The sequence below is a fragment of the Kibdelosporangium phytohabitans genome (genome assembly GCF_001302585.1).
Lineage (GTDB): Bacteria > Actinomycetota > Actinomycetes > Mycobacteriales > Pseudonocardiaceae > Kibdelosporangium > Kibdelosporangium phytohabitans.
This window is the reverse complement of the sequence record NZ_CP012752.1, coordinates 9,852,668-9,869,061: the sequence shown is the minus strand read 5'-3', so window position 1 is coordinate 9,869,061 and position 16,394 is coordinate 9,852,668. Positions and strand designations below refer to the sequence as shown.

The 16,394-nt window shown below is 69.1% G+C and carries 16 protein-coding genes; 7 read left to right on the top strand and 9 right to left on the bottom strand.

Annotation, left to right across the window (positions count from 1 at the left end):
• Positions 1 to 49 precede the first annotated feature (49 nt).
• Both dapA and AOZ06_RS43985 read left to right on the top strand, forming a co-directional pair.
• A complete protein-coding gene (dapA, locus tag AOZ06_RS43990) occupies positions 50 to 1,009 on the top strand; it encodes a 4-hydroxy-tetrahydrodipicolinate synthase (protein ID WP_083472334.1) in 960 nt (319 codons plus the stop codon).
• On the top strand, positions 1,006 to 2,688 hold the full coding sequence (locus AOZ06_RS43985) for a ribonuclease J (protein ID WP_054294787.1): 1,683 nt from the start codon (positions 1,006 to 1,008) through the stop codon (positions 2,686 to 2,688). Before dapA ends, AOZ06_RS43985 begins: the two co-directional genes overlap by 4 nt.
• Here the strand turns inward: AOZ06_RS43985 and AOZ06_RS43980 are convergent.
• Positions 2,675 to 2,941, bottom strand: coding sequence for a hypothetical protein (locus tag AOZ06_RS43980; RefSeq protein WP_157233576.1), 267 nt, complete (start codon positions 2,939 to 2,941; stop codon positions 2,675 to 2,677). The genes AOZ06_RS43985 and AOZ06_RS43980 overlap by 14 nt on opposite strands.
• 125 nt (positions 2,942 to 3,066) lie before the next feature.
• On the opposite strand from AOZ06_RS43980, the gene AOZ06_RS43975 reads away from it, so the two are divergent.
• Positions 3,067 to 3,306 (top strand): hypothetical protein, encoded by a 240-nt coding sequence (locus AOZ06_RS43975; protein WP_054294785.1) that lies wholly within the window; start codon positions 3,067 to 3,069, stop codon positions 3,304 to 3,306.
• 176 nt (positions 3,307 to 3,482) lie between these two features.
• Here AOZ06_RS43975 and AOZ06_RS43970 read toward each other — a convergent pair whose 3' ends face one another.
• From AOZ06_RS43970 to AOZ06_RS43960, 3 genes are all read right to left on the bottom strand, one after another.
• Entirely contained in the window at positions 3,483 to 4,478 is a 996-nt protein-coding gene (locus tag AOZ06_RS43970) for an EamA family transporter (RefSeq protein WP_054294784.1), read from the bottom strand.
• A 64-nt stretch (positions 4,479 to 4,542) separates the two neighbouring features.
• Positions 4,543 to 5,301 (bottom strand): ESX secretion-associated protein EspG, encoded by a 759-nt coding sequence (locus AOZ06_RS43965; RefSeq protein WP_054294783.1) that lies wholly within the window; start codon positions 5,299 to 5,301, stop codon positions 4,543 to 4,545.
• Positions 5,302 to 5,357: 56 nt separating this feature from the next.
• On the bottom strand, positions 5,358 to 6,182 hold the full coding sequence (locus AOZ06_RS43960; RefSeq protein WP_054297372.1) for a lysophospholipid acyltransferase family protein: 825 nt from the start codon (positions 6,180 to 6,182) through the stop codon (positions 5,358 to 5,360).
• A gap of 99 nt (positions 6,183 to 6,281) precedes the next feature.
• On the opposite strand from AOZ06_RS43960, the gene AOZ06_RS43955 reads away from it, so the two are divergent.
• A complete protein-coding gene (locus AOZ06_RS43955) occupies positions 6,282 to 8,696 on the top strand; it encodes an FtsK/SpoIIIE family DNA translocase (RefSeq protein ID WP_054294782.1) in 2,415 nt (804 codons plus the stop codon).
• 45 nt (positions 8,697 to 8,741) lie between these two features.
• Complete coding sequence (locus AOZ06_RS43950; protein WP_157233574.1) at positions 8,742 to 9,476, top strand: dienelactone hydrolase family protein; 735 nt, start codon at positions 8,742 to 8,744, stop codon at positions 9,474 to 9,476.
• On the opposite strand, the gene AOZ06_RS43945 is transcribed toward AOZ06_RS43950, so the two are convergent.
• Positions 9,473 to 12,529 (bottom strand): NACHT domain-containing protein, encoded by a 3,057-nt coding sequence (locus AOZ06_RS43945; RefSeq protein WP_054294780.1) that lies wholly within the window; start codon positions 12,527 to 12,529, stop codon positions 9,473 to 9,475. The genes AOZ06_RS43950 and AOZ06_RS43945 overlap by 4 nt on opposite strands.
• A 13-nt stretch (positions 12,530 to 12,542) precedes the next feature.
• Positions 12,543 to 12,980: a phospholipase gene (locus tag AOZ06_RS43940; RefSeq protein WP_169799069.1), complete on the bottom strand. Its 438-nt coding sequence runs from the start codon at positions 12,978 to 12,980 to the stop codon at positions 12,543 to 12,545.
• Positions 12,981 to 13,155: 175 nt separating this feature from the next.
• On the opposite strand from AOZ06_RS43940, the gene AOZ06_RS43935 reads away from it, so the two are divergent.
• Both AOZ06_RS43935 and AOZ06_RS43930 read left to right on the top strand, forming a co-directional pair.
• Positions 13,156 to 13,974, top strand: a complete 819-nt coding sequence (locus AOZ06_RS43935) for a helix-turn-helix transcriptional regulator (RefSeq protein WP_054294779.1) — start codon at positions 13,156 to 13,158, stop codon at positions 13,972 to 13,974.
• A 10-nt stretch (positions 13,975 to 13,984) separates the two neighbouring features.
• Positions 13,985 to 14,359 (top strand): VOC family protein, encoded by a 375-nt coding sequence (locus tag AOZ06_RS43930; RefSeq protein WP_054294778.1) that lies wholly within the window; start codon positions 13,985 to 13,987, stop codon positions 14,357 to 14,359.
• On the opposite strand, the gene AOZ06_RS43925 is transcribed toward AOZ06_RS43930, so the two are convergent.
• Genes AOZ06_RS43925 through AOZ06_RS43915 form a run of 3 tightly spaced genes read right to left on the bottom strand, consistent with a single transcriptional unit; the run spans position 14,347 to position 16,330 of the window.
• Positions 14,347 to 15,507, bottom strand: a complete 1,161-nt coding sequence (locus AOZ06_RS43925; protein WP_054294777.1) for a WXG100-like domain-containing protein — start codon at positions 15,505 to 15,507, stop codon at positions 14,347 to 14,349. The genes AOZ06_RS43930 and AOZ06_RS43925 overlap by 13 nt on opposite strands.
• A complete protein-coding gene (locus tag AOZ06_RS43920) occupies positions 15,507 to 15,812 on the bottom strand; it encodes a WXG100 family type VII secretion target (RefSeq protein WP_054294776.1) in 306 nt (101 codons plus the stop codon). Before AOZ06_RS43920 ends, AOZ06_RS43925 begins: the two co-directional genes overlap by 1 nt.
• The gene (locus AOZ06_RS43915) at positions 15,809 to 16,330 is read right to left on the bottom strand and encodes a YbaB/EbfC family nucleoid-associated protein (RefSeq protein WP_054294775.1); all 522 of its coding nucleotides are present in this window, start codon (positions 16,328 to 16,330) and stop codon (positions 15,809 to 15,811) included. Before AOZ06_RS43915 ends, AOZ06_RS43920 begins: the two co-directional genes overlap by 4 nt.
• Positions 16,331 to 16,394 lie beyond the last annotated feature (64 nt).

Here is a 16,394-nt window from a genome sequence, read left to right as displayed (position 1 = left end):
TGGGACTCTGCGGCTTATCCCCGCAGGTGGAGCGGGTACCTTCACGGTCATGACCAGATGTCCTTCCGCTGCTCCCGGCCGTCCGTTCGGCCGTGTTCTGACCGCGATGGTCACCCCGTTCGACGCGAGTGGCGCGCTTGATCTGGCGAAGGCCCAGGAGCTCGCCACGCACCTGGTGGCCCTCGGCAACGACGGCCTCGTGCTCAACGGCACCACCGGTGAGGCACCGACCACGACCGACGACGAGAAGGTCGCCCTGGTGCGTGCCGTCGTCGAGGCTGTCGGCGACCGCGCCACCCTCATCAGCGGCGGCAGCACGTACGACACGGCGCACAGCGTGCGGATCGCGAAGGAGCTCGAGGCCGCGGGTGCGCACGGCCTGCTCGCCGTCACCCCGTACTACTCGCGGCCGTCCCAGGCGGGCCTGATCGCGCACTTCACCGCGATCGCCGACGCCACGGACCTGCCGGTGATGCTCTACGACATCCCGCCGCGCGCGGTCACCCCGATCGAGACGGCCACGCTGTTCCGCCTGGCCGAGCACCCGCGGATCGTCGCGGTGAAGGACGCCAAGGGCGACCTGAACGCCGGGTGCGACGTGATGGCCAACACCGGCCTGGCCTACTACTCGGGCGACGACGTGCTGAACCTGCCGTGGCTGTCGGTCGGCGCCGTCGGTTTCGCCAGTGTGATCGGGCACGTCGTGGCCGACCGGCTGCGGCTGATGCTCGACGCGTACGAGTCCGGCGACGTCGCGGGCGCGCTGGCGCACAACCGCGGCCTGGTGGCCGTCAACCGCGCGATGAGCCGCACCGGCCCTGGTCTGGGCCTCGCGTTCGTCAAGTCCGCGCTGCGGCTGCGTGGCTTCGACGTGGGCGACCCGAGGCTGCCGATCACGCCGGCGACCGACGAGCAGACCGCCGCGATCGCCGCGGATCTGGCCGTCTCCGGCGTGTCGCTCGGACTGCCTGACGCTGTGCGCGCGTCATCTGAGACGGTTAGTAGGTGATCGATACCTCGCAGAACCTCCCGCCGCGGCTGGCCGAGGGCGGGCTCCGCGTGGTCGCTCTCGGCGGAATCGGCGAGGTCGGCCGCAACATGACGGTCTTCGAATACGACGGCAGGCTGCTGATCGTCGACTGTGGCGTGCTGTTCCCCGAGGACCAGCAGCCGGGCGTCGACCTGATCCTGCCGGACTTCCGCGCGATCGAGGACCGGCTCGAAGACATCGACGGGATCGTGCTCACGCACGGCCACGAGGACCACATCGGCGCGGTCCCGTTCCTGCTCAGGCTGCGCGCGGACGTGCCGGTGATCGGCTCGAGGTTCACGCTCGCGCTGCTGGCCGCCAAGTGCAGGGAACACCGCCAGGACCCGGTGCTCGTGGAGGTGACCGAGCGGGAGCGGCGCAGCGCGGGCCCGTTCGACCTTGAGTTCTTCGCGGTCAACCACTCCATTCCGGACGCGCTGGCGGTGGCGATCCGCACGCCCGCCGGCCTCGTGCTGCACACCGGTGACATCAAGCTCGACCAGCTCCCGCTGGACGGCAGGCTGACCGACCTCGGCGGGTTCTCGCAGCTCGGTGACGAGGGCGTCGACCTGTTCCTGGTGGACTCGACGAACGCCGAGGTCCCCGGGTTCGTCACGCCGGAGCGCGAGATCGGCCCGGTGATCGACAACGTCATCGCGCGGGCGACGCAACGCGTGATCGTGGCGTGTTTCGCCAGCCACGTGCACCGCGTGCAGCAGGTGCTGGACGTCGCGGTGAAGCACGGCAGGCGGGTGGCGTTCGTCGGCCGGTCCATGGTCCGCAACATGGGCATCGCCGGTGAGCTCGGGCTGCTGAACATGCCGGAGAACCTGCTCATCGACCTGAACGACGCGATGGAGCTGCCGGAGAACGAGGTGTTGTTCGTCTCGACCGGCAGCCAGGGCGAGCCGCTGTCGGCGCTGTCCAGGATGGCCCGCGGCGAGCACAGGCAGATCTCGATCCGTCCGGGTGACACGGTCGTGCTGGCGAGTTCGCTGATCCCCGGCAACGAGACCGCGGTGTTCGGTGTGGTCAACGGCCTCGCACGGCTCGGTGCGCACGTCGTGCACCAGGGCAACGCGAAGGTGCACGTGTCCGGGCACGCGTCGGCGGGCGAGCTGTTGTTCCTGTACAACGCCGTCCGGCCGTCCAATGTGATGCCGGTGCACGGCGAATGGCGGCACCTGCGGGCCAACGCCGCGCTCGCGATCGCCACGGGCGTCGCCGAGAGCCAGGTCGTGCTGGCCGAGGACGGTGTGGTGGTCGACCTGGTCGACGGCATCGCCCGGATCGTCGGCCGTGTCGAAGTCGGGCACGTCTACGTCGACGGACTGTCCGTCGGGGACGTCGGCGAGTCCACGTTGTCCGACCGGCTCATCCTGGGCGAGGGCGGGTTCATCTCGATCACGGTCGCGGTCGAGGCCAGCACCGGCCGGGCGGTGACGCCGCCGACCATCTCGGGACGCGGGTTCTCCGACGACCCGAAGGCGCTGGACGCGGTCGTCTCCTTGGTGGAGATGGAGTTGTCGCGCACGGAAGCCGAAGGCATCACGGACACGCACCGCATCGCGCAGATCGTCCGCCGCGTCGTCGGCCGCTGGGTCGCGGAGAAGTACCGCAGGCGCCCCATGATCGTGCCGACAGTCATCCCGGTGTGAAGCACAGCGCGGGCCTGCTTCCAAGTCGGGAGCAGGCCCGCGCTGCGGTCTGGCCCTTGACGGTTATCGGGATGAACACGTCGGACGAGCGGTCGCCGAAGTCGCCGTGGTCCCGCTTGCTGAGCAGCGCGCAGGTCGTCTGGCGGCAGTTGAGTGCGCCGCTGTTCACCGGTTTGAACAACAGCTGGACCTTGAACTGGCCGCCCGGCATCGGTGCGCGCACGTTCTCCGTCGGTGGGCCCGTGTTGGTCATCCACATGTACACCGGGTGCGGGTTGGGCGGGGCGTGACAGTTGCGCGGGTTGACGTCGGTGTAGCCGAGGTCGTCGGGAACCTGGCACAGGGACAGGAAAAGGTTCCTTCACGGCGTCGTGCGCCGTGCCGGTCAGCCTGATCATCTCGCCGTCCGGGTTGAGCTCGCAGGTCCGTGACGCGGTCAGGTACATCCCGTTGCGTTCCGTCGTCCTGCATGATCCGGAACACCACGGCCCGGTCGGCGAGAGCTTCCTTGGCGTCGGGCGGCACCGCCACGGCCAGTTTCAGGCCGCGGACAACGCGGCAAGAGGTCTTTTACCGCAAATGCGGACATGGCTCAAGACAACCCCACCCCAGTGGTGAACGCCGTGTTCGGCGATCACCGTCATGCGCATCCTGGCGCGGAAGGGGTTGGGGCGCTATGGAACTCGCGTACTACAACCGTTCTGGCGCACCAGTGATCCGGCCTCGTCCGCTTTCCCCGGTCGGACGTGACAGGGCCCGGCCGCACGCGGCCGGGCCCTACCCCCAGTGTGTGTTCACGTCTTCCCCGGCGTGGTCAAGCTTCCCGTCGCGAGGCCGCTCGTGTCATCGGGCCTGGGAGGGAGTTCCTGTCCTGCCAAGGGGTGAGACGCACGCTGGACCACGAAGGCTCCCGCGAGCAGTGCGATACCTCCCATGATCTGGATCACACTGAGCTGCTCGTCCAGCAGCGCCCACGCGACGGTCGTGGCGATCACCGGTTCGGCCAGTGACAACACACTGACCACATTGGACGGCAGAAGCCGCAGGGCGCTCATCCCGACCGAGTACGCGACCACCGTCGACAGCACGGCGACCGCGACCAGCAGGGTCCACACAGGACCAAGCGGCGTCGGTGCGGCCAGGACTTCAACGGGCAACGTCCACGGTGGCGCGACCGCGCAGAGGATGACGGCACCGACGAGCAAGCCGTAGGTCGCGATCGTCAGCGGGTGCATCGTCGCCAGGCCGTGTTCACCGACGAGGAAGTAGCAGGCAGCGCAGATCGCGGACGCGACACCGGCGAGCACGCCGATCGCGTCCAGCCGCAGGCCGTCCCAGACCTGCGCGACCATCGCGAGCCCGAACACGGCGACCGCGGTCCCCGCCCACGCCTTCGCGGGCAGGATCGTCTTGCGGACGAACCGGACCCACAAGGCGACCAGCAGCGGAGCCGTGAACTCCAGCAGCATGGCGATGCCGACCGGTAACCGGGACACAGCGGCGAAGTACATGGTCTGCGCCCCGGCGACGCCGAGGAGACCGAAGCCGATGATCACCCGCCAGTCCCGTTTCCCGACACGCAGGAACCTGGGTCGCAGGACGGCGACGCCCACGGCGAGGAGGACCGCGGCCAGGCTGATCCGCACGCTGACCACCTGCTGCGGTGTCAGCCCCGCAGTCATCGCCGGTTTCGCCAGCGGTCCCGAAGTGGCGAAGAAAGCCGACGCGGCCAGCACGAGGGCGGTTCCGCGGGCGCGGTTGGCAACCAGTGTCTTCGTTTTGGTGGTCACTCACACCAGTCTGCGACCCGGGATGACCGCGACGCGCCCGGATTCCCAGCATGCAGGAAGCAGGTCACCGGCCTGCCAGGAGCCGTTGCAGGTGCCCGGCGAGCCGGGTGTGGTCGGCCGGGGCGACTGTGCGCCACACCTGGCCGTCGGGGGCCGCGTGGTTCTGGGCGATGTACATCCCGGTGCCCGTGGCCCACCAGTCGATCACGTACGGCCGTGGCCTCAGCTTGCCGCGGCCACCGGCCAGCGCACGGAACTGCCCGCGTTGCCGCACGTCAGAGGTCATCGTGACCAGGTGGTGGGCGTCGGACCGGGCGACGCCGCCGCGCCGCAACTCGATCTCCAGTTGCCGCTGGTCGGCCCCGGCGTTCTCGACGGCCTTGTCCAGCGCGTGCACCCGTACCGAGACCAACCGCCCGTAACCCGCTCCCACCTGCGGCAACAGGCTGACCGCACGGTCGGCGAGGCCGGTGGCGGCGATCGCGTCCAGCGTGACGATCCGGCCGTCCTGCCAGCCGAGAGCGCCGCGGTGTGCCGTGCCCGCGACCCGCATCCGGTACTCGCGGTCGAGGGCGAAGCGCGCGTCGATCGCGTGGACCGGCCTGGCCAGCAGGCGCAGCAGGTCGGCGAAGTGGTGGTCGACCTCGCCGTACGGGTCGACCAGCTTGTGCTTCCTCAGCGACGCCAACGCCCGCTCGACGGCCGCGCGCCGCTCGTCCTGGGTGAATCCCTCCGGGAGCACCCGCAGCGGCGCCGGCATCGTGCCGAGCCGCTGCCGCTCCCAGATCACCTGGAAGTCCGAAGCGGACAGACTGTGGCTCACCGGTCCGGAAGTAGTCGCCCGCCCCCGCCGTGTCGATGCATTCGGCTACACAGCGTTCACGATCGCCACGGCGAGACGGTGTCCGTCGGCCTGGTCGGGTCGTGGAACGCGGGCATGTCCGGCTCGTCCGGCCGCAGTCTCACCAGGTTGTCGGTGATCGCCTGCATGATCCGCTTGTGCGCGCGGACCGCGTCGCCCGGCTTGTCCGCCGACAGGCCGGACAGGTCGACCGGGTCGCCGAAGTGCACCTTGAACGTCGGGCGCCGCACCATCGCGCGCACGAACGACGCCAGCACGGGCTTGACGTCCGACCAGCCCTTGACCGTCTCCGTTCCCCACACCGCCGCCTCGTGCGCGCCCCACTGCGAGACCGGGACCACCTTGGCGTTCGCGGCCAGCGCGATCCGGGCGACGCCCGTCTTGCCGCGCTCCGGCCACATGCCGCGCTCGTGCGTGACCCGGCCTTCCGGGTAGACCAGCAGCGGCGCCTCGGCCAGCTTGATCGCCTCGACGGCCTTGGCGAAGGACTCGAGCACCGTCGACTGGCCGCGTTCCACGCGCAGCGCCCCCGCGTGCCGCAGGCCCCAGCCGACGACCGGGGTGTCGAGCAGGCCGGCCGCGAGCATGAACTTGGGCGCTATGCCGATCCGGTAGCAGGCCTTGGTCAGCACGAACGGGTCGAACACGCCGATGTGGTTCGGGGCGAGCACCAGCGGTCCGTCCCGCAGCTCCCGCGGTACGGACCCGGTCACTTCGAGGTTGCCGGCCAGTGCGACAAATCCCCGGTTCGTCTCCAGCATTCCCCGCCAGACCGGCGCAATGGGCGAAGCCGGCCCCGTGCGGCGTGTCGGCTCGTCTCCGTCCCGGTACAGCGCAACCATGGACCGGAGCATGGCATGCCTGGGTCATCGCCTTGCGACCTGGGCTGGCGTGTGACAGCTGGGACCACAGAGACGGGTGAAGCGACTACCGTGGGGCGCATGGCGACGAGCCGGTCCACAACCGCCAAGAAGAGCACCACCGCACGCAAGAAGCCCGCTGCGGCGGCCCGCAAGCCTGCCGCGGCGCGGCCTGCCCCGCGAAAGTCGAAGCCGACCGCGGGAAAAGCAGTCAAGGGCACGTGGAACCTGCTGGCCAAAGGCGCCGGTGGGCTGGCGCGCACCCTGGGCAAGACCAAGGATCTCGACCCCGCGCACAGGCGTGACGGCCTGGCGTTCGGGTACATCGCGCTCGCTGTGGTCATCGCCGCGGCGGTCTGGTGGCGCGCGGCCGGTCCGATCGGGCGCGGTGTCGAGATCGGCGTCCGGTCGGTGATCGGCGCGGGCGCGGTGGCGTTCCCGCTGGTCCTGATCGTCATCGGGGTCACGCTGATGCGCTCGGACCCCAAGTCCGACGCCCGGCCGCGGCTGGTGATCGGCTCGCTGCTGATGACGTTCGCGCTGCTGGGCATGTTGCACCTGCTCAACGGCGGTGAGACGAACGCCGCCCAGATGTTCGGCGGTGGCTTCCTCGGGTACGTCTCCGGCGGCCTGCTCGCCAAGGGCGTCTCGGCGTGGGTCGCGCTGCCGCTGCTGATCCTGGCACTGGCGTACGGCGTCCTGCTGTTCACCGGCACACCCATCAAGCAGATCCCGGACCGGCTGCGTGAGCTCGGCCGCGATCCCGACGACATCGCCGAGGAGCAGCAGGAGGAAGTGCCTGCCGAGCCTGCCGAGGTCAAGCTCCGCCGCCCGTCCCGGCGCCGCCAGGCGTCCATGGCCGAGCCGCCCGCCGAAGAGCCGCCACCGCCGCCACCCGCGCAGGAGCCCCAGCAGCAGCAGCCGCCGAAGCCGCCACGTGAGCCGAAGGCCAAGAAGCAGGCGGTCCAGGAGAAGCTGCCGATGGCCACGGCACGGGTCGTGGAAGGCGACTACCAGTTGCCGCCGCCGACGCTGCTGACCGAGGGCGACGTGCCCAAGAGCCGCAGCCGGGCCAACGACATGATCATCGAGGCGATCACCGGCGTGCTCGACCAGTTCAACGTCGACGCCCAGGTCACCGGCTTCACCAGGGGCCCGACGGTGACCCGCTACGAGGTCGAGCTCGGGCCGGGCGTGAAGGTCGAGAAGATCACCGCGCTGACCAAGAACATCGCGTACGCGGTGGCCACCGACAACATCCTGCTGCTCGCCCCGATCCCCGGGAAGTCGGCGGTGGGCATCGAGGTGCCCAACAACGACCGCGAGATGGTCCGCCTCGGCGACGTGCTGCGCTCGCCGACCGCGGTCAACGACGCGCACCCGATGGTCGTCGGCCTCGGCAAGGACATCGAAGGCAACATGGTCACCACGAACCTGGCCAAGATGCCGCACCTGCTGTGCGCGGGGTCGACCGGTTCGGGCAAGTCCAGCTTCGTGAACTCGCTGCTGGTGTCGCTGCTGGCCAGGGCGACGCCGGACGAGGTGCGGATGGTCCTCGTCGACCCGAAGATGGTCGAGCTGACGCCCTACGAGGGCATCCCGCACCTGATCACCCCGATCATCACGCAGCCGAAGAAGGCCGCGGCGGCGCTGGCGTGGCTGGTCGAGGAGATGGAGCAGCGCTACCAGGACATGCAGGTCAACCGGGTCCGGCACATCGACGACTTCAACAAGAAGGTGAAGTCGGGTGAGATCACCGCTCCGCCGGGCAGCGAGCGCGAGTACCGGCCGTACCCGTACATCCTGGCGATCGTCGACGAGCTCGCGGACCTGATGATGACCGCGCCGCGGGACGTGGAGGACGCGATCGTCCGGATCACGCAGAAGGCCCGTGCCGCCGGTATCCACCTGGTGCTCGCCACGCAGCGGCCGTCGGTGGACGTGGTGACGGGCCTGATCAAGACGAACGTGCCGTCGCGGCTGGCGTTCGCCACGTCGTCGCTGATCGACTCGCGCGTGATCCTGGACCAGCCGGGTGCGGAGAAGCTGATCGGCATGGGTGACGCGCTCTACCTGCCGATGGGTGCGTCGAAGCCGATCCGCGTGCAGGGCGCGTACGTCAGCGACGAGGAGATCGCGGCGATCGTCGCGTTCTCCAAGGACCAGGCGCAGCCGGAGTACACCGAAGGCGTGACGAGCGCGGGCGGCGGGCAGAAGAAGGAGATCGACGCCGACATCGGCGACGACCTGGACGTGCTGCTGCAGGCGACCGAGTTGATCGTGACGTCCCAGTTCGGCTCGACGTCGATGTTGCAGCGCAAGCTGCGCGTCGGCTTCGCGAAGGCGGGCCGGTTGATGGACCTGTTGGAGAGCAGAGGTGTGGTCGGGCCGTCGGAAGGCTCGAAAGCACGGGAGGTTCTGGTCAAACCGGAGGAACTGGAGTCGGTGCTGTTCTCGATCCGCGGCGGCGGCGCCGAGCCGGAAGGTGCGGAGTAGCCTCGCCACGAGGGTGAACTTTCAGTGGTGAGGGAGTTTCCACGCATGGTGGTCGATGTGCCCACAAAGGACGGAACAGCCGATTCGTACCTGGTCGTCCCCGAGGGCGGGCCGCATCCCGGCGTCTTGCTGTTCGAGGACGCGTTCGGTCTGCGGCCGAGGCTTTTCGAGATGGCCGGCCGGATAGCGGAGCGGGGATACGCGGTGCTGGCGCCGAACATCCTGTACCGCGGCGGACGGTGCCCGCAGTTCGACATGGCGGACATGGCGGACCCGGAGAAGCGAAGTGCTCTTTTCGGCAGGATCATGCCGAACATCCAGCAGCTGACCGCGGAGCGGATCGCGGCGGACACGGAGTCCTATTTGGACTTCTTCGCGGCGCAGCCGGGCGTGTCCGCGGAGCAGGTGGTCGTGGTCGGCTACTGCATGGGCGGCACGAACGCGCTGCGCGCGATCGAGGCGCACCCGTCACGGATCAAAGCCGTGGCAACGTTCCACGCGGGCAGCTTGGCAACGGACGAACCCGACAGCCCGCACCTGAGCGTCGGGAACATCACGGGCGAGGCGTATTTCGCGCACGCCGACCAGGACCACGCGATGTCAGCGGAGCAGATCGAGGTCCTTGAGGCGGCACTGGACGCGGCCGGGGTGACGTACCGCTCCGAGCTGTACGAGGGTGCCCCGCACGGCTTCACGATGTCGGACACGGCGATGCACCACGAAGAAGGCGAGAAGCGGCACTGGGAGAACCTGTTCGCGCTGCTGGAGCGGACTCGCTAGCGGAGGACTTTCACGGTCACGTTTGGGCCGAGCGGTGGCATCCGCTCGGCCTGGGCGGCGGTCACCGACAGCCGCAGAGTCCCGGTCCAGTTGGCCAGCGGGCTGAAGTCCACAGGGCGGTCGGTGTCCACGGACAGCTCACGCAGGGACGGCATCTCCAGCAGCGGCCGCAGATCGGTGACGGCGCAGTCGGTCAGGTCGAGCGTGGCGATACCGGATCCCGCCAAGGGAGTCAGGTCGGCGGCGGTCGGGCACCGGTACAGCGCCAGTTCCCGCAGCTGCGGCAGGACGGGGACGAGTTCGCTCGTCGCCAGTTCGCCGATCTGGTGCAGCCAGAGTTTGGTGGCGGATTCCGGCAGGCGGATCGGCGGCAGCCGGTTGGCGCCCCGCAGTACGAGGCTTCGCAGGGCGGGCATGTCCACCAGCGCCGACAGGTCCTCGAGGCCGTGGCACGCCAGCAGTTGCAGCACGGTGACCGCGGGCAGTCCGCGGACGAACTCCAGATCGCTGGTGTCGTCCGACAGCGGCAGCCCCAGCGTGATCAGCGAGTGCAGCCGGTGCAGGACGTTGAGGCCGACCGGGTGGCCGTTGCCCGGGTAGAGCTCGATTCCCCGGAGATCCCGGTGCTCGGCCAGCGGCCCCAGGTCGACCGGACCGTCGATGGTCACGGCGAGCCGCGAGAGGTGGGGGATGCCGGTCAGGAAACCGAGGTCGCTGACGTTGCCCTCGTCGTCGATGCCGAGGAACACGTAGTCCAGGTGGCGCAGCAGGCCGAGATGGGCGGTGTGTTCGATCTTGTCGACCTCGATGACGCCCCCGCGCAGCGGTGCGTCCGCGAGCACTTCGGCGGCGTACTGCTCGGGCGGGAAGTAGCGCCACGCCTTGGCCAGTTCCCACTGCACGTCATCGTGCGGCGTGCTCGCGTAGCCGCTCAACAGACGCATGGCCTCCTGCCCGCCGACGAAGGCCGCGGTACGCACACAGGCCGAACCTTGGGCCGGAGTCAGTCCGTCCAGGCTTGACGGCAGTTTGCGCAGCAGCCGGTCGCCGGCGAGCGACAGTGAGCGTGCCTCGTTCTTCCGGCGTGGTGGCAGCAGGTTCTGCAACGCGTCATCGACCCTGCCGATCACCTCGGGCGCGATCGTGTGCGCTGTGTCCAGGCAGGCCGCCGCCACCAACCTGAGCCGTCGCGCATGCCGTTGCTCCCGGCCTGCCCTGTCCAGCAACGAGTTCAGCAGATCGTTGCGCAGCGGAACGGCGGCGTGCCCGGCGCCCATCACCACTGTTTCCCGCCATTGGTCCAGGTGTGCGTTGCGGACCAGGAAGTCCGTCAGGTGTTCCTCGGCGGCTTGCTTGCCCGCCAAGTACTCCTGGAACGTCCGGTGCACGAAGTCGATCCGGCCGACCACCGGTTCCCGGATCACCCCGCTGCGGTCGAGCAGGTACCGCAGCACCGGCTCGGCGTCCGTCGACACGTCCGGCATCCGGCTGATGGCCCGCTCCACCTGGGTGACCGCTTCGTCGACACTGGCCTCCGCGCGGCCGTTCAAGGTCAGCCACCACGCGAGGTGCTGCAGGACGGTCACCTTCGCCTTGGTGTCGAGCTGCATGTCCTGCGCGGCAGGCACTCCGCGTTCCGCGTCCCGGCGTTCCAGCAACAGATCCAGCGACGCCTCGTACAGCTTCATCCGGTCGGGCGGGAGCTGCTTGTGACGGTCCAGGTTCAGCGCGCACAGCAACGCGCACAACAACGGACTGGAGGTCAGTGTCCGCAGATGACGGCGGCTTTCCAGGTGCCGGGCCAACGCGGTTTCGTAGTCGTCGAGATCTGGTGGATGATCGCCTTCCCGGATCGCGGCGTGCCAGCGGCGGCAGAAGGCCGAGACATCCGACGGGGTCATCGGTTCCAGCACCAGCGAGCGGAAGTCCCTGAGCCAGTTCGGCTCTGCGGCGCTCGGCCGGGACGTCACGATCACGTGCACGCCGGGGAACGCCGTGAGCAGGTCGGCCAGCCACTTGCGGACCTTGGGCCTGCGCTCCGGCCGTAGCTCGTCGACACCGTCGACCAGCAGCAACGCGTCCCCGGAGTCGAACAGCGAGTGGGCCCAGGCTTCCGGAGCCTGGCCCGCGATCGGGGCCGCGTTGGCAGCGACCATGTCCTGCGGCTGCGGCAGGTGCCCATCCGGATAGCTGCGCAACCGAATCAGGAACGGCACCTTGCTGTTCCACCGCGCCAGTGTCTCCGGCAGGCTGTGCCGGGCGGCGTTGACCGCGATCCATTGCAGCAAGGTGGTCTTACCTGAACCAGCCGGTCCGCGGACCAGGGTCCGGGAACTGTCCTCGAGCGCGTGCTCGACCCGGAGGTTCTCCTCACCGGAGGACACTGACAGGCTCAGGTACGCCACGGTCACCGAGACCTGCGGCTTGTACCGGCGAGTGTCGACACCGAAGAGTTCGAGCGAGTCGAGTGTCGAAGCGGCGAACGACAGATACCGCGAAGTGAACTCACCGGGGGAGTCGAGCGCGGTCCTGGGCAACTGCTCCAACACGGACTCGATGCGCGTGAGGCGAGACAGCACCTCGGTCAACGCACGAGGTGTGAACGCGGGCAAATGCTTGATCACGCTCACCAAGCACACGCACGTCTCATCCAAAACGCGGTTGTACAACGCCCGGGCAGGCTCATTCGAATCACGCACAGGCTGACGGACAGCGCGGGCGAGCCGTGTCCCGTCCAGATCCACGCCGAACAGCAGCGAGTCATCCAACCCGGCCAACGAGGAGACCACCGCCTCCAGTGCGGCGGCCTTCTCGTTGTCCGGAAGTCCGGGGAACTCGCCGGCCAACGGCGTTATCCGCTGGGCGACCTGGTCACCGATGTCCTCCAGTTGCCGGGCCAGTTTGCGGCGGGCGAACTGGTCGGTCACCCCTGTTGCCAGCAGGTCGGGCAACGACGAGGTGCGTTCGAGCGACTTGGTGCGGTGCCCGAGCCAGGCTCGGGTGGCGTGTTTGGCTACTTGACGGCCGACAGCCAGCGCGAGGGACTCGAGCACCCGCCAAGACTACTCAGGTGCCCCACTTGCGCACGGCGGCGTAGTACACGTTGGCCGTACCTTTGCAGGCGATGTTGCCGCCGCAGATCGAGTACATATCGGCCTTGAACTTGTCGTCCACGCGCAGCTTCTTGTCCGCGTTCCAGCGGCCTTGGCGCTTGTTGTTGCGGTAGCCGAAGTCGTGGCGGTGGCAGGCCGGTTTGAAGTCGAAGCCGAACGGCTTGTCCGGCGACCACGAGCAGGCGTCCGACGACCAGTCCAGCTGGTCGGCGTACGGGCGGTTGTCGCGGATCGAGTTGAACTGCGACAACGACTTCGAGAACGAGTAGTCGTCGGTCACCGAGGCCAGCTGGGCCGGGGTGAGGGCCGCGTGGGCCGTTCCGGTGCCGAGCACGATCGCGGTGAGGGCGCTGGCGGAGAGAACTGAGGCGCGCTTGAGCAGGTTGGGCACGTCTGACTCCCTTGTGGACTTACCGATCAGTATCACTGTGCTGACCAGCGAGCCCCAGCGCTACCCCTAATCTCGGCCGGGGTTCAAGATTCCCCGTCGGGACGCACGCTGTTCACGAACGTTCGAACGGTGGTCGAGAACCGCTCCGGCATTCGGCCCGTGGTAGACAGACACCATGCGGGTCCTCCGCTCGTGTTCGGAGACCGGCTGGTGGGAGATGGCCGCCCAGCAGCCGGCCGCGCCGCTGCGCGGGGTCGTCCGCAAGTACGTCGGCTACCGGGAGAACTCGCTCGTGCCGGTGCGCCGCAGGGAGATCCCGACCGGTGACGTGGCGCTGATCATGAGCTTCGGCCCGCGGATCGAGGTGGTCGGCGGCAGCGAGCACGGCAGTTTCGTCGCCGCGGTGGAGGACAGCTGGACCGACACCGAGTACGCCGGCGAGCAGTACGGCTTCGAGATCATGATCAGTCCGCTCGGCGCGAGCCGTCTGCTCGGCCTGCCGTTGCACGAGCTCGCCGGGGCCGTCGTCGAGCTGGACGACGTGCTCGGCCGCAAGGCCAAGCTGCTGATCGAGCAGTTGGCCGGGCTGCCGGACTGGCCGTCGCGGTTCGCGCTGGCCGACCGCGTCCTGCCGCGCTGGCTGGCCGGGGGCCGCCCGCCGCTGCCGCTCGTGGAGTACGCCTACCAGCGGATCGCCGCGAGCGAGGGCCGGATCCCGATCGGCACGCTGGTCGACGAGATCGGCTGCAGCCGTCGCTACCTGCTGACCCAGTTCCGCGCGCACGTCGGCGTCCCGCCGAAGTCGCTGGCCAGGGTGCTGCGCTGCCGTCACGCCATGCGCTTGCTGACCGCGGGGGACCTGCCGATCGCCGCCATCGCGCAGGAGTGCGGCTACTACGACCACTCCCACCTGGACCGGGACTTCAAGCTGATCACCGGGGTCGTGCCCGCGCGGATCCCATTTTTCCTAGCCGACCTCCCCGCACCGGCATAGCGTCCCAGTCATGTTCTACCCGACACTCCGTTACCGCGACGCCGTGAAGGCCGTTGACTGGCTTGTCGAGGCCTTCGGGTTCGAGAAGGCAGCGGTCGACCTCACTCCCGACGGCCGGATCGCGCACGCCGAACTGCGCTACGGCGATGGCATCGTGATGGTCGGCGAAGCACCGGACGGCTTCGCCGACACCTCGCACGACGACTTCAGACACGTCCGGTGCACCGTCTACACGGCGGTGTCCGATGTGGACGCGCACCACGACAGGGCGGCGGCGGGCGCCGAGATCACGTACCCGCTGACCGACCAGCCCTACGGCTCACGTGACTACTCGGCACGGGATCCGGAAGGCAACCACTGGCACTTCGGCACCTACAAGCCCTGACGCCACCTGATCTCCGGGTGGTCGTCGGCCTCGTCGTTGCCGTTGTTCGGCGGGCTGTCGGGGATGCGCTGCGCCTGGGTGGAGGTCCACGGACCGGTCGGTTCGACGGGGTCCTGCCGGTGGCGCGGACCGCCGTCGACCCGGTGGTCGAGGCCTTGGCCGTCCGGGAAGTACGCGTCCTTCAGGCCTTCGTGCCGGTTGACGGTTCCGCCGAGCGCGCCACCGACGGCACCGGTCGAGCTGCCCGCGATCGCGCTGCCGAGCAGTTCGCTGCCGCGCTTGCCGTTGACGAAGTCGTTCGACACGTTGCCCACCGCCCCGGCGGTCGCGCCCTGCGCGGCGCCACGGGCGGCGGCGCTGCCGAAGTTCGACGAGTTCGTGCCCATGGTGTTGGCCACGGCCCGGGAGAAGACGCGGGACTGCTGTTCGGCGATCTCCTCACCGGCTTCGTTGGTGAGTCTGGTGACGGGTCTGTTGGCGGCCCTGATGCTGGCGGCGGTCGCCCCGCCGCCGACCAGTCCGCCCGCCGCGCCTGCGATCGCCCCGGCCTGGATCGCCTTGCCGGTCTTGCCCGCGTCCCACTCGTCGCGGTTGCCCGAGGCCGCCTGGTAGGTCTGGATGCCCAGGTCCACCCCGAGGTTGATGGCGACGTTGATGGCGATCTGCTTGAGCAGCTCGGTCAGCAGCTTCATGACCACGACCCGGGTCGCCGTCATCGCGATCGGGATGCCCGCCGTGCTCGACCCGAGGGTGGCCACGGCCGACGCGACGAGCGCGGCGATCTGCGCGGCCAGGATGATCAGCGCGGCGATGATGCTGAGCTTGGTGTACTCGATGCTGGTCGCGCTCTTGCGGCAGGCGTCGGCGATCTTGCGGCACAGCGCCGCCAGTCTCGGGTAGTCCGCGTCGCCGCCGCGGGTGAAGCCGTCCCAGTGCTGCCGGAACTTCTCGCCGCCTTCGGACTTCATCCCCGGCAGCGCGGCCTTCGCGGCGGCGTCACCGTCCTTGGCCACCTCGTCGACGGCTTTGGCGGCGTCCTCCCACAGGTCGGCGAGGCGTCGTAACGCCGTTTCGTCGCCTTCCGGCCAGTCCGTGCCGATCACCTTGGCGGCCAGCCATTTGACCTCGCCGGGAACCTCGATACCCATCAGCCGCCGTACTTCCGCTTGGTCCGGTTCTCCTGCTCTTCCCACTTGCGCGCGGCGATCTCGAGCGCCTCACCGGTTTCCCTGGTCGACGCGCTGACGCTGGTGAACCCCTTGCGGGCCTCCTCGACGGCGGGCAGGTAGCCCTTGGCGAACGCCTGGCCGATCTTGTCGCCGCCCCATGGCGCTCCTTCGCCTTGGCCACCGGCGAAAAGCGTGTTCATGGCTGTCACCAGCTCGTCGCCCGCGGCCCGGAACTTCGGCACGGCGGCCCGCAGTACGTCGGGCTGGATGTCGGCGCTGGTCATCGGTACCCCCGCTGCATGATCGAGCCGATCGGTTCGTCGTCCGGTTCTTCGGCGCGGGGTTGTGGTCTCGGGCGTGCCGGGGCGGCAGGTGCCGCGGGCGGCCCGCTGCCTGGTTCGGGCAACGGCGGCGGTGCGGTGTTCAACGCGGCCAACGACGGCGCGTCCGGGAAGAGATCCGTCAGGTCCGGCAGGTTCTGCCGAAGCGGGGCGAGCGCGGCATCGGACTTCGCGCGGGCGTCCGCCGCGGCGGCCTGGATGGTCCGCACCACCAGCTTTCCCAGCTGGTCGGGTGTGTTGCGGATCAACGCCCACGACGTGAACCGGACGTCGGTGACCACGCCGTTCGCGTTCACCGTGACAGCGACCTGGCCATCGGGCGTCTGTGCCTGCCCGGTCGCGTTCGTTGCTTGTTCCTGTGCCGCCTTCAGGTCACTGGTCTGCTTGCGCAGTCCCGTCAGCATGTCCTCGACCTGGTCGCGCAGGGCGGCGTTGCGTGCGTCCAACTGTCCTTGATCCACCGCGTTTCCTCCCCTTGACCGGTTGGAAACGCACGCTAGTGCCGTCTTCGCGGGCTGTTGCCGG

What these genes read in the sequence shown, in the direction of transcription:
- AOZ06_RS43920 (WP_054294776.1), bottom strand. Translation starts at nt 15,812, where the DNA reads ATGACCAGCGCCGACATCCAGCCCGACGTACTGCGGGCCGCCGTGCCG.
- AOZ06_RS43930 (WP_054294778.1), top strand. Translation starts at nt 13,985, where the DNA reads ATGTTCTACCCGACACTCCGTTACCGCGACGCCGTGAAGGCCGTTGAC.
- dapA (WP_083472334.1), top strand. Translation starts at nt 50, where the DNA reads ATGACCAGATGTCCTTCCGCTGCTCCCGGCCGTCCGTTCGGCCGTGTT.
- AOZ06_RS43935 (WP_054294779.1), top strand. Translation starts at nt 13,156, where the DNA reads ATGCGGGTCCTCCGCTCGTGTTCGGAGACCGGCTGGTGGGAGATGGCC.
- AOZ06_RS43980 (WP_157233576.1), bottom strand. Translation starts at nt 2,941, where the DNA reads ATGACCAACACGGGCCCACCGACGGAGAACGTGCGCGCACCGATGCCG.
- AOZ06_RS43950 (WP_157233574.1), top strand. Translation starts at nt 8,742, where the DNA reads ATGGTGGTCGATGTGCCCACAAAGGACGGAACAGCCGATTCGTACCTG.
- AOZ06_RS43960 (WP_054297372.1), bottom strand. Translation starts at nt 6,182, where the DNA reads ATGGTTGCGCTGTACCGGGACGGAGACGAGCCGACACGCCGCACGGGG.
- AOZ06_RS43925 (WP_054294777.1), bottom strand. Translation starts at nt 15,507, where the DNA reads ATGGGTATCGAGGTTCCCGGCGAGGTCAAATGGCTGGCCGCCAAGGTG.
- AOZ06_RS43955 (WP_054294782.1), top strand. Translation starts at nt 6,282, where the DNA reads ATGGCGACGAGCCGGTCCACAACCGCCAAGAAGAGCACCACCGCACGC.